Below are 13,950 nucleotides of genomic sequence, written 5' to 3'. Positions count from 1 at the left end.
TTGGCGGCCTGGTTGGCAAGATCGTGTTGCATCTAGACATCGAAAGCACTACGAGTTTGCGTCATAGTGTCAGTCAGGGATAATTGAAGGGCGATTGCGCAGGTCACCACCACAGGATTGACATTCGAAAAAATGTCCCCTTTTTCTGCAATCGCGCTATGCTGTTCACGTGCATGGTGCCCAAGCAAACAGGCTAATGACCCATGGAATTGAGAGAGTGGCTCATCTTGTTGGGGTTGGTGCTGGTCGCAATCATCGTCGTTGACGGTGTGCGCAGGCTCCAACGTCAACGTCGAGTACCCCGACTGGATCGAGCGGGTACAGAGGATTTCACCGACGATGCGGGCAATCCCGCGGTGGAAGAAGAGGAAGAACGTGACAACTGGGAGCTGCCGAACGGCGGCTACCGGGTGGTTGGCGATTCCGGGACGCATGCCGAGACCGAGGAAGATGTCGTGCTCGACAATGCTCATGGCATCAAGGCCTCGCGGGTGACTCAACCGAGTCGTCCGGTGCAGCCCATGGAGCGTCGTGAAGCGCCGGAGCGCAAGGGCTTCGGCGAGCGTGCGGCTGCCTTCGGTGCGCGTGCCAGCCAGTCGATGCGCGACGTGACGGCCAGTCTGGGCGCACGGCGTGATGACGAGCATGAGCACGACGATGCGCATCGTGAGCCCGTGCTCGGCAGTGCCTCCAGTGAACAGGCCGAGACGGCGCGCGAAGACGACTTCCATGAGAAGCCGGTGATCACCGCCGAGGACGACAGCATCAGTGTCTCCTCCACCCAGGCCGATGATCTCGAGCCGATGGCCGAGATCGAGGAAGGTCAGGATGCCAAGGCTGAGGTGTCCTCCGCTGGCAAGCCGGCCGATCTCGCCGACAATGCTTCCCCGCGCCAGGAACCTTCACTGGAAGCGGACGTCGCGCCTTCTGCCGATGCCGCAGCGCCCGTGGATGATCGTCATCCGCTGGTGCTGCGTGCCGAACGCAACCAGGTCGATGACCAGCTCGCACGTGACACCCTGGCCGATGCCAGTGAAGTCATCATCATCTCGGTGATGGCACGTGGCGACGAAGGTTTCAGTGGTGAAGACGTGCTGGGCATCTCGCTGGCCTGTGGTCTGCGTCATTCCGAGATGGGGCTGTTCCTGCGCCACGAGGAAGATGACGACGACAGCCCGCTGCAGTTCGCGATGGCCAACGTGGTCAAGCCGGGCATCTTCAAGCCGGCCGAGATGGTGGAAAGCCAGCTCGACGGCGTTACCTTCCTGATGCCGCTGCCGGGCGCGGACGACACCTCCGCCGCCTTCGAGACCATGGTCGAGATCGCCATGCTGCTGGTGCGTCGTCTGGGGGGTGAGCTGAAAGACGAGAACCACAGCGTCATGACGGCCCAGACCATCGAGTTCAAGCGCCAGCAGGTGCATGAATTCGAGCGTCGCAATCGTCTGCATCGCTACCAGGCCAACTGATCGACTCCCTAGCCATTCTCTGAGTCGAGCAGTCATGCCAGAACGCCAACGGCGACCTTCGGGTCGCCGTTGGCGTTTGCGTGTCCTGCCTATCTCTTGCTGCCTCCGTCAGCCTCCGACGTTCCATGACAGCGCCTGACGGTCGCTCGGGGTGCTTGAATGTTCGGCCCGTCGTTCACATTGAGTACAATGGCAGCATCAAGGCGTCTCCTCGGCATGCAAGCCCGTACAAGTCTGGTCGAGTCGTAGGGTTCGCCACCCGTTTTCAGGTCGCTCAGCGCTGCCTTATGGCAGTGCTGGCGAGCCACTGTTTCGAGTGAGTGTCATGTCAGCCCAGGATGATCTGTTTTCGGCGCCCGCCGATGAACCCAACGCCTCGAGCGCTTCCCGCTCCGCTGCACCGGCCGCGGTGGAAGGCGTGCCTGCCAAGGTGATGGAGGAGGTCGCGCAGCTGCACCGCGAGCTGCTCGAGGCCAGCCACCGCTATTACGTGCTGGATGATCCGACGCTGACCGATGCCGACTACGACATGCGCCTGCGCCGTCTCGAGGCGCTGGAAGCCGAATACCCCCAGCTGATCACCTCGGAATCGCCCACCCAGCGTGTCGGAGCCGCGCCGGCCAGCGGCTTCGAGGAAGTGCAGCATGCAGTACCGATGCTGTCGCTCAACAACGCCTTCGATGACGATGAGTTGCGTGCCTTCGTGCAACGTGCGGCGAAAACGCTGGAGCTGGGAGATGCCCAGGATGCGGGTGACGAGCTGAGCTTCTGCTGCGAGCCCAAGCTCGATGGCCTGGCCGTGTCACTCATCTACGAGAATGGCGTGCTGGTGCAGGGCGTGACGCGCGGCGATGGCCGCACCGGCGAAGGTATCACCACCAACCTGCGCACCATTCGCTCGATCCCGCTCAAGCTGCGGGGGGATGATCTGCCGGAGCTGCTGGAAGTGCGCGGTGAGGTCTACATGAGCCACGCTGGTTTCGAGGCGCTGAATGCCCGCGGCCGCGACGAGGACGGCAAGGTGTTCGCCAACCCGCGCAATGCCGCCGCCGGCAGCCTGCGCCAGCTGGATTCCAATATCGCCGCCTCGCGTCCGCTGGAGTTCTGCGCCTATCAGGTCGCGCGGGTGGATGATGCGCTGCTCGCCAGCGAGGCCGGCCAGAATCATTCCGGTCTGATGGCGCTGCTCAACGACTATGGCTTCCGTACCAGCCCGCAGCTAGAGGTGGTGCGTGGCGCTCAGGGCATCATCGACTACACCCGTCGTCTCGGCGAGCAGCGTGATGGACTCGATCACGACATCGATGGCGCGGTCATCAAGCTCGATGCTCTGCGTCTGCAGCGTGAACTGGGCTTCGTGGCGCGCGCACCGCGCTGGGCCATCGCCTACAAGTACCCGGCGCAGGAGCAGGAAACCACCCTGGAAGGCGTCGATTTCCAGGTCGGACGCACTGGCGCGCTGACGCCGGTCGCCCGGCTGGCACCGGTGCAGGTCGCCGGTGTGGTGGTCTCCAACGCCACGTTGCACAACATGGACGAGGTGGAGCGTCTCGGCGTGCAGATCGGTGACAGCGTCATCATCCGCCGTGCCGGCGATGTCATCCCTCAGGTGGTGCGGGTCGCCAGTGAAGGTGCCAGCCGCGAAGCCATCGTGCTGCCGGACGGCTGCCCGGTGTGTGGCTCCGAGATCGAGCGCCTCGAAGGCGAGGTGGTGGCACGCTGCGCAGGCGGACTGATCTGCGCCGCGCAGCGCAAGGAAGCGCTCAAGCACTTCTCCAGCCGCAAGGCGCTGGATGTCGATGGTCTCGGCGAGAAGCTGATCGAGCAGCTGATCGAGCGTGAGCTGGTCAAGACGCCGGCGGACCTGTTCCACCTGGAAGCTGCCACCCTGGCCGAGCTGCCGCGCATGGGCGAGAAGTCCGCCGCCAATCTGGTCGCTTCGCTGGACAAGAGCCGCAACACCACCCTGGCGCGCTTCATCTACGCCCTCGGCATTCGGGAAGTCGGGGAAGCCACCGCCGCGAATCTGGCTACGCACTTCGGCACGCTTGAAGCGCTGCGCGCAGCCGATCAAGCCGCGCTGGAGGCAGTGGAAGATGTCGGCCCCATCGTTGCCGCGCATATCCATACCTTCTTCCAGCAGCCGACCAACAACGAGACGCTGGATGCGTTGCTCGCCTGTGGCCTGAGCTGGGAAGAGGTCGAGATCGGTGAGCGACCCCAGCCGCTGGCAGGCCAGACCTGGGTGCTGACCGGCAGCCTCGACAGCATGACGCGTGATGAAGGCAAGGCGCGTCTGCAGGCGCTGGGCGCCAAGGTGGCGGGAAGTGTCTCGAAGAAGACTGCTGGTGTGGTCGCCGGCGAGGCAGCGGGCAGCAAGCTCGAGAAAGCCATGCAGCTGGGCCTCACGGTGCTGGACGAAGAGACCTTCGTGAAGCGCCTGGCCGAATGGGAATCCGGTGCTGATGCACAGCAGGACAATCCGCAAGACAGTGCGCAAGACAGCGCGGGAGAGGATGCATGAGTACGGATACGCTGAACGATGCACCGCAGGCGGCGTCACGCCACCCTGATGATGGACAGGAGCTACCCATGAGCCAGATGCCACTTGATCAGATGGACCCGCGGGACCGCTTCATCGAGGTACCGCAGACCATGCTGCCCGCCGATACACGGCGCGCCCTGCTGGAAGCCTTCGTCACCCGTCAGGGCTATGACACCACCGATGTCGGCGAAGGCATGGCCGGCTGGGTCGCGGAGCTGGAAGGCCAGCTGTCACGCGGCAAGCTGCTGATCGTCCATGATATCGGCACCGAATCCACCGAGGTGATGACGCTGGAGCAATGGCAGTCCTTCGGTCGCCAGCTGGCGGACGACGAGGAAGAGGGCGACTGAGCCCAGCCAGCGGTCATGCTGTGTTGAGCATGCCCTGATCCTTACCCTGCCCCTGGTCCCGGGGCTGGAAACGACAATGCCCCTGGCCTGAGCCAGGGGCATTGTCGTTCATGAAGCACCAGTTGTTGCGCTAATTAGTGCGCCTAGTGGCGTCTGGCGATGCGCCGGATCATGCAAACCACATCGGCACGACCAGGCTCGAGATCAGCAGAATCAAGGCCCCGCCCAGGCGCGAGGAAATCTGCGCGAAGGGCATCAGCTGCATGCGATTGGCCGCCGAAAGCACGGCGACGTCACCCGTGCCGCCCATGTTGGCCATGCACAGTCCAGCGGTGATGGCGGACTCGATGGGGTAGAAGCCGACCAGCTTGCCCACCAGACCCGCACCGAAGGCGGCACCGGCGACGACACCGAACACGATCACCACGTAGGTGATGGTGATGGCATCGATTACCTGGCCCAGATCGGTATAGGCCACGCCGATGCCGAACAGCAGCGCGAAGGTCCAGTTGCCTGCCACGAATCGGAACCATTGGGCGGCGGCCTGATTGATGTTCTCCGGTACCAGGTTGGCGCACTTGAGCACGGCGACCGCGATGATCATCAGCGCGTAGGGGTGCAGCGGAATGACCTTGCCGAGAATCTGGCTGGCGACGAAGAAGCTCAGGGCAATCACCATACCGATGCCCAGCTGGGACAGGTCAGGCATGCTTTTCTCTTCGCGGACATTGACGCCCGGCATCATCTGGCCGCCACCGGTCAGTGACGGGAAGCGCTTGCCAAGTCCGTTGAGCAGCCCGGCAATGATGATGGCGAAGACATTGCCCAGGGCCAGTGCCGGCACCAGGATCGAGATATAGTAGCTGGCCGGTTGCCCCAGCAGCTGCTCGTAGATCTGGCTCATCGGCACGGCGCCGGCGCCCATGCCGCCGCCCATGATGGGCAGGGCGATGACCATGACGGCATCCTTGGGCGAGAAGCCCATGACCCAGCCGACCAGCATCGCGAAGAGCGCCGCGAACAGCACCGAGCACAGCAGCGGCAGCGCGAAGCGGGCCCCGACCTTGACCAGTACGCGGGAGTCCATGCCGAGAATGCTGCCGGTGATCAGCGCCGCGATGTAGAAGTTCAGAAAGCCACCGGCCTTCATGAACTCACTGACATTCGCCGTGACTTCCTGCGGCAGCCAGCCGCTGTAGACCAGCGCTGCGGCACCGAAGATGGCGAGAATGGCGCCGCCACCCAGATAGCTGTTGATGATCGGCAGGCGGTCGCCCAGAAAGCCCAGCAGCTCCCCGAGAATCATCATGACCAGCAGCGCGCCGATCATGCCCGCAGGCAGGGTGTCGGTGGCGATGGCGGCGACAAGAACCAGGAAGGACAGGGCGAAGATCGGCAGCGACATGCCGAAGATGCGCGTCTTCTGCCAGGGGGACTCTGCGGCAGGCGTGGCCGTGGCGGTCTGCGAGGAATGTGTCATGCATGCTCCTTGTCCTGCACTCTGTCGTTGCAGGACCTGTTGTCATGCCCGGACGCGTTGGCGTGGCATCGCGGGATCGTTTGGGACGGGGAAGGGACATCATGTTCGCGCACTGGATGCGCGTCACAGGGAGCTTACGGTGTGGCTCCCGAGGGCCAAGTTTTGCGAATTAAAGAAAGCCTTTTGAAACTTATGAAAGCGCCGGCTGCCGCTCGCCCATGCGCCGGGCCGAATGGCCATGCCACCAAGGGGGCACATGGCTTGTCCGGCGTGTTGCGGCATTCTCAACCCGGACTGAGCGCGCTGACCTCATTGCTCGCCGCCGGCATGGTGATCGTCAGCCTGCTGGTCGCGGCCTGGCTCTTCAGTGCCCAGCTGGAGCGGACCCAGCGCGAGATTCAGGGCCAGCGCATTGCCGCTCTTGCCCAGCGTATCGCGCGTCTGCCCGAGGTGCGTTCCGCCCTGAGCGAGGCCAGCTCGCCGCAGGCTGCGCCTCCTGTCGCGGACAGCCGCCTGGCGGCACGCATCGAGCGACTGCGTCGGGAGAATGCCGTCGACTTCATCGTGGTGATGCGCCCGGATGGCCTGCGGCTCAGTCACCCGGACCCCGCACGCATCGGGCAGCCCTTCCAGGGTGGCGACGAACAGCGTGCGCTTGCCGGTGCCTCCTACCTCTCCGAATCCCGCGGCACGCTCGGCGAAAGCCTGCGCAGCTTCGTTCCGGTCATGGCGAATGCGTCCAAGAGCGATGAGCGCGCCGTCGTCGGTGCGGTGGCCATCGGTATCACGCTGGACTCCCTGGGGCGGCGTCTGGCCGATGAGAAGCGCCAGCTGCTGCTCGGACTAGGTTTGTTGATGCTGTTCGGCACGCTGGGCGCACTGGGTCTGGCGCGCTATCTGCGCAGGCAGCTCAAGGGACTGGAGCCGGCGGCCATCGCGCGGCTGGTGGAGGAGCATCAGGCGGTGCTGGCCAGCCTGGAAGAGGGCATCATCGTGGTCGACCCCGAGGGGCGGATCACGCTGGTGAATGCCGCGGCGCGCGAGTTGTTGGGGGCCTTGCCGACGCTGGGAGAGCACCTTGATGGCTGGCTGCCCGACACCGGCATGCGTGAGTGCCTCGTCGCGCGCCAGCCGGTGAGCGAACAGGAAGAGACCCGCCTGCGCCAGGTGACTCACGGCGGGCGGCGATTGCTGGTGCGTTGCCAGCGGGTGCATGATGGCGAGCTGCTGATGGGCGGCGTGCTGGTACTGCGCGAGCACGACCGCATGCAGCGCCTCGCCGAGGAGCTGACCGGCGTCCGTCGTCAGGCAGAGTCACTGCGCGCCGCGCGCCATGAGTTTCGCAACCGGCTGCATGTGCTGTCGGGCCTGACGCAGATGCAGGACCTCGCCGGGCTGCGCGATTATCTTGCGTTGCTGGTGGAGCGGGAGTTGCCGGCGGATGCCGCGGCCGCCGAGCGCATCGCGGACCCTCTGCTGGCAGGTCTTCTGATCGGCAAGCACAGCGAGGCGCGCGAGCGTGGCATCGCGCTGGCGGTCGAGCTGGAGATCGAGTGCCCTCATGGCCGCTGCGCTGAGTGGGGAATGTCACAGGACGAGGGCGCTCAGGCCGAGTTTCCGGTGCTGGAGCGTAGCTTGAGTCATGATCTGGTCAGCGTGATCGGCAATCTGCTCGACAATGCCTTCGAAGCGCTGGAGGAGGTGGGCGCTGACGCTCACGCCCCGTCTGTGACCCTGGGGTTGATGCTGGAATCACTGGACCCGTCGGCAGAGGCGCAGTTGTCGATCAGTGTGGCGGACAACGGCCCCGGCATGCCGTCGGAGCTGAGGCAGACGGCATGCATGGCGGGGGTGAGCAGTCATGGGGAAGGCCGCGGGCTGGGCCTGTCGCTGGTGCAGGAGATCGTGACCGCGCGTGAGGGCGAATGGCACCTCTATGCGCCCTCGGGCGGCGGTACCCTGGTCGAGCTGACCCTGCCTTGCCGACTGCTGACTGGCGCGGCGCCCTGATAGTGGCCCGGGCATCACGGGATGTCGTTGCGGCCGGAACTTGCACAACGAAGGAGCCAGAGCGCATGCGTGTGCTGATAGTCGAAGACGACCCCATGGTCATGCGTCTCAATGTCGAATACCTCAGTCGCATCGACGGCATGCGCCTGGTGGCCCAGTGCGAGGATGTCGCGACGGCACTCGACGTACTGGCGCAGGAAGCGGTGGACCTGGTGCTGCTGGATGTCTATCTGCGCAGTCGCAGCGGGCTGGAAGTGTTGCGATGGCTGAGGCGCCACGCCGGCCCCGATATCCAGGTGATCCTGATCACCGCCGCCAGTGAGGCGGACACGGTGCGCAGCGCACATGCGCTCGGGGTGTGCGATTACCTGGTCAAACCCTTCAGCTTCGCCCGTTTTCAGCAGGCGTTGGCACTGGCGCGTCGCGGGCGCCAGCAGCTGGAGAGCCTAGAGGGTGAAGTCAGCCAGCAACAACTGGACCAGCTCTTCGGCGTGCAAGGGCTGGTCAGCGGCGCTGCGGGCGCGGTTCCCGAGGGGCGCCTGCCCAAGGGCGTGACGGCGGCGTCTCTAGCCTTGGTGGCCAGTGCCATCCAGGCGTTGCCGCGCGAGGAAGGCAGCTTCACCAGTGAGGCGTTGCTGCCTGCCACCGGCATGTCGCGAGTGACCATCCGCAAGTACCTGCGCCATCTCGCGGCCTGCGGCATGCTCAGCGAGGCCTTCCACTACGGTCAGATCGGCCGGCCATCCTTTACCTACCAGGTCATCGACCGTCAGGCCCTGTCCAGACAGTGCCGTCAGGCCTGAGTGATACCGACCTCTCAGCGCCGCTGGACGATATCGCGGATCAGGCGGCGTCCCGGGTGCAGGTGCTCGGCCAGTTCGCGTTCCATCGGCAGCGGCTCGCCACACAGTTGCGAGGCGATCAGTTCGGCGCACAGCGGGGCGGTGGTGAAGCCGCGTGAGCCGTGTGCGGTGGAGAGCCACAGGCCGGGAAGATGGGCGCCGCTCGACTGCGGCACACGCTTTTTCGCATCGAAGGCCATGGCAGCGTAATCCTCACGCCATTGCGCAGCGTCCGGCGCTGGACCGGCCAGCGGGCTCTTGTCCGGGCTGGCGGCGCGCCAGGCGACGCGTCCCTGCCAGTCATCGTCTTCCAGCCTTACGCCACGCCCCTGCTCCCAGGCGGCGACGAAGGCGGGCAGGGCACTGCGCAGCTCCGCGACATTGGCGGCGTGGTCTGCCTCGCGGACCGCCTCATCCTCATCGCGCGGGGCGAAGGTCGCGCCGAAACTGAGGGTCACGCTGCCATCGGCGTGACGCTGGCAGGGCGAGACATAGCCACCGGCACAGACCACGCTGTCGAGCATGGGCAGACCTGCTGCCTGTTCCGACGCTACCGTGATCTCGCTGACCTGGCCGCGAATCGGCTGCAGCGGCAGGTGCGCGAGCGGCTCGGGCAGGTGTGTCTGCTCCCCCAGCGCGACGATCAACTGATCGACTTCCATGCTGGTGCCGTCGCTGGTCTGCAGCTGCCAGCGTGGCGCGCCGTTGCCAATAGTCCCGTTTTCCTCGGCCTCCAGCGACTGAATGGCCTCGATGCGTGCCTGCAGGAAGCAGATGCCCGGCGTGGCGGCGAGGTGCTGGCAGAGCGCGCTGGGGCGAACCCAGCCCGCGACCGGATAGAAGAGGCCGTCGAAGGCAATCTCGCTGCCGGCGATTCGACTGGCCTCACTGGCGCTGACAGGCGTGAGCAGCGCCTCGGGCAGCGGGTGATTGTCGAGAAAACGCTGCTGGCGCTTGCGCTCACGCTCGCTGGTGGCCAGCTGCAGCACGCCGCTGGCGGACCACAGGGTCTGTTCGGGGTCGAGTCTTGCCAGCCAGCGTCGGCTGTACTGCAGCGCGGCTAGCTGGAAGCGACTGGCGGGGTTGGTCTCGGCGGCCAGCTTGACGTAGAGCGCGCCTTGGCGATTGCCGGAGGCGCGCGCGCCGGGGGTTCCGGCATCGATCAGCGTGACCTTCACACCGCGCCGCGCCAGCGCCTCGGCGCAGCTGGTGCCGGCGATACCGGCACCGAGTACCGCGACATGCGTCTCGCGACTGACAGGCGCGGGCTGCGGGGGCTGTGTCCAGGGCTGCTCATGACGCAGCGGATGCAGGGCGCCACGCACCGCGTGCTCCTGCATGGGGGAGTGGCCGGATGCGGGTGAGGCATCAAGCCCCATCAGTTCGGCGCGCGCGGCGGCGGTCGGTTCGTCCAGCTCGCCGCAGATCATCTCGCGCTTCATGCCGTGGCCGGGCACCTTGCGCCACACGAAGCCTGCCGCGCGCAGGCCACGACGCACGAAGCCCGCGGCAGTGAAGGTGGCGAAGGTCGCCGTGGGTCGCGAGACTCCCGCCATGGCAGCGAACAGCTCGGGTGACCACATTTCCGGATTCTTCGATGGTGAGAAGCCATCGAGGAACCAGGCATCGACGCCCCCCTCCAGGCGCGACAGACGCTCCACCGCATCGCCGAAATGCAGGTCCAGGGTGATGCGCTCATCCAGCCACAGGCGGTGCACGCCGAGGACGGCTGCGGGCCATTGAGCGACCAGCGGCTTCGCCAGTGAGGCGAGGTCCGGCCAGGCGGACAGCGCCCGCTCGAGATCCGCGGCGCGCATCGGGTGCTTTTCCACCGAGATGACATGCAGGCGCGCCTCCGCGGGTGCCGTGGCCAGAAAGCGCTGTGCGGCGCACAGGATGTTGAGGCCGGTGCCGAAGCCGGTCTCGCCGATCACGAAGGGGCGCGCCTCTTGCCAGTCACGAAAACGCTCGCTCAGCCGGTTGCTGTCGAGGAAGACGTGCACGGTCTCGGCACGGCCATCGTGGGTCGAGAAGTACACATCGCCGTAATCGGTGGCCTGTGGCGCGGTGTCATCCCACTCGAGCTGCGCCTCCTCCAGTGTCGCCAGCGGTGCCAATGGCACGTCCGGCACCACGCCGGGCGCCGTGACCGGCTCGATCGCACTCGGCGGCGTCGTGGCAGGCTTGCGTGCCGCAGTGCCCGAGGCGTCCTGGGGTGACGTCTTGCGGGCTGACGGATCGGGAGCGGGCTGGCGGGTAGAGGAGGGGCGATCGTTCACGGGCATTCCTGGCAGGAGGTCGAGCGGGAGAGCGGCACAATGAGTCGGTATCAGAGCGAGTCAGCATCAGAGAGAGGCCTGCAACGCAGACGACGGACAGCCAGGCTGTCCGTCGTCTGCGAGAAACCGCCGGTCAGATGACCGGTCGGGTGCCGGGCTAGGGCAGGGTCTGCTTGAAGGGCTTCACTTCAGCGCTTGCATAGACACCGGCGATGACGAAGGGATCGGCATCGGCCCACTTCTGAGCGTCTTCGAGGGAGTCGAACTCGGCGATGATGACGCTGCCGCTGAAGCCGGCTTCGCCCGGTGCTTCGCTGTCGATGGCCGGGTTGGGTCCGGCGATGACCAGCCGGCCAGCGGCGTGCAGTGCCTCCAGACGTGCCAGATGCGGCGGTCGCGCCGCCATGCGAGCTTCGAGGCTACCTTCGACGTCCTGACAGACAATGGAGTAGAGCATCACGAATCATCCTTTTGAGAATTGGTCGAGGAAGCGTTCTCTTCCTGAGGGGCCTGCACCATATGACGGGACAGGTAGACGCCCTGAACGATGACGAACAGCAGTGTCAGACCGAGCATGCCGAACAGTTTGAAATCGACCCAGATGTCTTCCGAATAGTGGCTGAAGACGTAGATGTTGAGGCCGCCCATGGCGAGGAAGAATACCACCCAGGCCAGATTGAGGCGGTGCCAGATGGGGCGCGGCAGCTGAATCGCCTTTTCCATCATGCGCTCCACCAGCGGCTTGCCGCCGAACAGCGGCGACAGCAGGAAGGCGACGGCGAACAGCCAGTTGACCACGGTGGGCTTCCACTGGATGAAGGAGCTGTTGCCGAACAGCACGGTCGCGCCACCCAGCACGACGACCAGCGCCAGGGTGACCAGCTGCATCTTCTCGACACGCTTGTGGCGCCAGTAGATATACAGCACCTGCGCGAGGGTCGCGGGAATCAATACGGCGGTAGCCATGATCATGTCGCCAGTCATCTTGTAGACGGCGAAGAAGATCACGATCGGCAGAAAGTCGAGCAACATCTTCATGAGTAATGCGCACTCCTGAACACGACGACGCAGCCGTCGGGAAGGCAAGGGCCTGTGCGAGTGGTATCCTGTCTGACACCAGCGGCGCGCCCCTGCCTGCATGTGCTCATTCTGCCGCCATTGCTGCCTGCTGACAAAGCCCCTGTGTGTCCGGGCGCGCATCGCAGCCAATACTGCCCGACGTCTGGCCCGCTGGATCGCCTGCATCTCAGGCATCGCGTGACACAGACGTTCATCCCGAGAGGTTCCCCGTGTCCGACGTCCCGTCCGACTCTTCGCCGATTTCCGCCCGCAAGCCGATCGAGTTTCGCCCGCTGCCCCAGCGCTTCGATTCCGATATCGAGGTGCCGGACATCGATCTGCACATGCATTCCACCGCCTCCGACGGCGGCATGGCACCGACAGAACTGGTGGCGCTGGCCGCACGGCGTGGCCTGTCACGCATGTCACTGACCGATCACGACAGCATGGAAGGCATCTTCGAGGCCCAGCAGGCCGCCCGCGCCGAGGGAATCTCGTTGCTGCCCGGCTGTGAGCTGTCGGTTCGCTGGCGCAATCAGACGATTCATATCGTGGCGTTGATGCCCGAGGGCGCCGGCGATGCGCTGAGTGCCGGTCTCAAGCAGCAGCACGAGGCGCGTGAGCGCCGCAGCCACGAGATCGCCACGCGCATGGAAAAGCTCGGGCTCGAAAATGCCTACGAGCGCGCCCGTGAGCAGGCCATGCTGAGTGGCGCGGGCGACCGCCCGCTGTCACGCCCGGATTTCGCCCGCGCGCTGGTCGAGGCCGGAATTGCACGCAACCTGCAGGACGCCTTCAAGCGGCACCTGGGCGCAGGCCAGAAAGGCGACGTCAAGGCGCACTGGCCGGAGATGGAAGAGGCGGTGGGCTGGGTGCGTGCCGATGGTGGCATCGCCGTGATGGCGCACCCGATGCGCTACAAGCTGACGCGTACCAAGCGTGGCGAGCTGCTGCGTGACTTCATTGCCGCCGGCGGCGAAGGCGCGGAGCTGGTCAGCGGCTTCCAGAATATCGATCGCGCGCGTGACCTGGCGCGTCAGCTGGATGAGCTGGGCCTCTACGCCTCCGTCGGCAGTGACTTCCACTTCCCTGGCGGCCCGCTGGCCCCCGGCAGCATGAGCCCGCCGCCCCGCACCAAGGTGCCGCCCGTGTGGTGTCACCCACGCATCGCGCCCTTTTTTGCGGCCGATGCTGCCTCCATGTGATATCAAGAGATCACCGTGACGCCAGTTCGCCTGCCGGGCTGGCGCCCAGACGCAAGGAGCACCGCATGGGACAGTTCTTCCAGATTCATCCCGAAAATCCCCAGAAACGCCTCATCGATCAAGCCGTCGCCATCATCCAGCAGGGTGGCGTGATTGCCTATCCGACCGACTCCGGCTACGCGCTGGGCTGTCATCTGGGCGAGAAGAAGGCCATCGAGCGCATCAAGCGCCTGCGTCAACTGGACGACAAGCACAACTTCACCCTGGTGTGTTCTGACCTGTCGGAAATCGGCACCTACGCCAAGGTCGACAACGCCATCTTCCGCCTGCTCAAGAGTCACACGCCGGGCGCCTACACCTTCATCCTGCAGGCGACTTCCGAAGTGCCGCGCCTTCTGCTGCATCCCAAGCGTCGCTCCATCGGCGTAAGGGTGCCGGACCACGCCATCACCCACGCCCTGCTGGAAACCCATCGCGAACCGCTGATGAGCGTGACGCTGATTCCGCCGGGCGAGGAGCTGCCGATGACGGACGCCGAAGAGATTCGCGAGCGATTCGGACACGCGCTGGATCTGGTCATCGACGGCGGCGCCTGCAGCTTCGAGACCACCAGCGTGGTGGACCTGCGCGAGCTGCCGCCGGTGATCGTGCGCGAAGGGCGCGGCGATATCTCGAGCTTCACGGAGTGATCGCGACAGCGTAGCGCTTCAC

12 protein-coding genes are annotated in these 13,950 nt (G+C 65.3%); 7 read left to right on the top strand and 5 right to left on the bottom strand.

Annotated features, from left to right (window positions below; all coding sequences use genetic code 11):
* Positions 1-32: 32 nt before the first annotated feature.
* Positions 33-473 carry a hypothetical protein gene (locus QQF40_RS03975; protein ID WP_285460517.1) on the bottom strand — a complete coding sequence of 147 codons (441 nt, stop codon included), beginning with the start codon at positions 471-473 and terminating at the stop codon, positions 33-35.
* On the opposite strand from QQF40_RS03975, the gene QQF40_RS03970 reads away from it, so the two are divergent.
* The 3 genes from QQF40_RS03970 (at position 456) to QQF40_RS03960 (ending at position 4,364) form a co-directional block, all read left to right on the top strand.
* The gene (locus tag QQF40_RS03970) at positions 456-1,469 is read left to right on the top strand and encodes a cell division protein ZipA (RefSeq protein ID WP_285460516.1); all 1,014 of its coding nucleotides are present in this window, start codon (positions 456-458) and stop codon (positions 1,467-1,469) included. The two genes, QQF40_RS03975 and QQF40_RS03970, sit on opposite strands and share 18 nt — an antisense overlap.
* A gap of 433 nt (positions 1,470-1,902) precedes the next feature.
* On the top strand, positions 1,903-3,993 hold the full coding sequence (gene ligA / locus QQF40_RS03965; RefSeq protein ID WP_285460615.1) for an NAD-dependent DNA ligase LigA: 2,091 nt from the start codon (positions 1,903-1,905) through the stop codon (positions 3,991-3,993).
* Between the two features lie 92 nt (positions 3,994-4,085).
* Positions 4,086-4,364 carry a YheU family protein gene (locus QQF40_RS03960; protein WP_043333752.1) on the top strand — a complete coding sequence of 93 codons (279 nt, stop codon included), beginning with the start codon at positions 4,086-4,088 and terminating at the stop codon, positions 4,362-4,364.
* Positions 4,365-4,533: 169 nt separating this feature from the next.
* On the opposite strand, the gene QQF40_RS03955 is transcribed toward QQF40_RS03960, so the two are convergent.
* A complete protein-coding gene (locus QQF40_RS03955) occupies positions 4,534-5,844 on the bottom strand; it encodes a 2-hydroxycarboxylate transporter family protein (protein WP_285460515.1) in 1,311 nt (436 codons plus the stop codon).
* A 192-nt stretch (positions 5,845-6,036) separates the two neighbouring features.
* Here QQF40_RS03955 and QQF40_RS03950 point away from each other — a divergent pair, with 192 nt between their 5' ends.
* Positions 6,037-7,854 (top strand): ATP-binding protein, encoded by a 1,818-nt coding sequence (locus tag QQF40_RS03950; RefSeq protein WP_285460614.1) that lies wholly within the window; start codon positions 6,037-6,039, stop codon positions 7,852-7,854.
* A 65-nt stretch (positions 7,855-7,919) separates the two neighbouring features.
* Positions 7,920-8,657 (top strand): response regulator, encoded by a 738-nt coding sequence (locus tag QQF40_RS03945; RefSeq protein ID WP_285460514.1) that lies wholly within the window; start codon positions 7,920-7,922, stop codon positions 8,655-8,657.
* A 14-nt stretch (positions 8,658-8,671) separates the two neighbouring features.
* Here the strand turns inward: QQF40_RS03945 and mnmC1 are convergent, their stop codons facing one another.
* The 3 genes from mnmC1 to QQF40_RS03930 form a co-directional block, all read right to left on the bottom strand.
* Positions 8,672-10,975, bottom strand: a complete 2,304-nt coding sequence (mnmC1, locus tag QQF40_RS03940; RefSeq protein WP_352230714.1) for an FAD-dependent 5-carboxymethylaminomethyl-2-thiouridine(34) oxidoreductase MnmC1 — start codon at positions 10,973-10,975, stop codon at positions 8,672-8,674.
* Positions 10,976-11,132: 157 nt separating this feature from the next.
* Positions 11,133-11,432: a YciI family protein gene (locus QQF40_RS03935; protein WP_176676085.1), complete on the bottom strand. Its 300-nt coding sequence runs from the start codon at positions 11,430-11,432 to the stop codon at positions 11,133-11,135.
* Positions 11,432-12,013, bottom strand: a complete 582-nt coding sequence (locus tag QQF40_RS03930; RefSeq protein WP_043333711.1) for a septation protein A — start codon at positions 12,011-12,013, stop codon at positions 11,432-11,434. Before QQF40_RS03930 ends, QQF40_RS03935 begins: the two co-directional genes overlap by 1 nt.
* 251 nt (positions 12,014-12,264) lie before the next feature.
* Between QQF40_RS03930 and QQF40_RS03925 the strand changes: the two genes are divergently transcribed.
* Together QQF40_RS03925 and QQF40_RS03920 are read left to right on the top strand one after the other, a co-directional pair.
* Entirely contained in the window at positions 12,265-13,239 is a 975-nt protein-coding gene (locus QQF40_RS03925) for a PHP domain-containing protein (RefSeq protein WP_502871414.1), read from the top strand.
* A 65-nt stretch (positions 13,240-13,304) separates the two neighbouring features.
* Entirely contained in the window at positions 13,305-13,928 is a 624-nt protein-coding gene (locus tag QQF40_RS03920; protein ID WP_054555307.1) for an L-threonylcarbamoyladenylate synthase, read from the top strand.
* Positions 13,929-13,950 lie beyond the last annotated feature (22 nt).

Source organism: Cobetia sp. LC6 (assembly GCF_030264805.1).
In the GTDB taxonomy this organism is placed as follows: Bacteria; Pseudomonadota; Gammaproteobacteria; order Pseudomonadales; family Halomonadaceae; genus Cobetia.
Note: the sequence above shows the minus strand (reverse complement) of the source record. Positions and strands in the feature narration are given on the sequence as shown.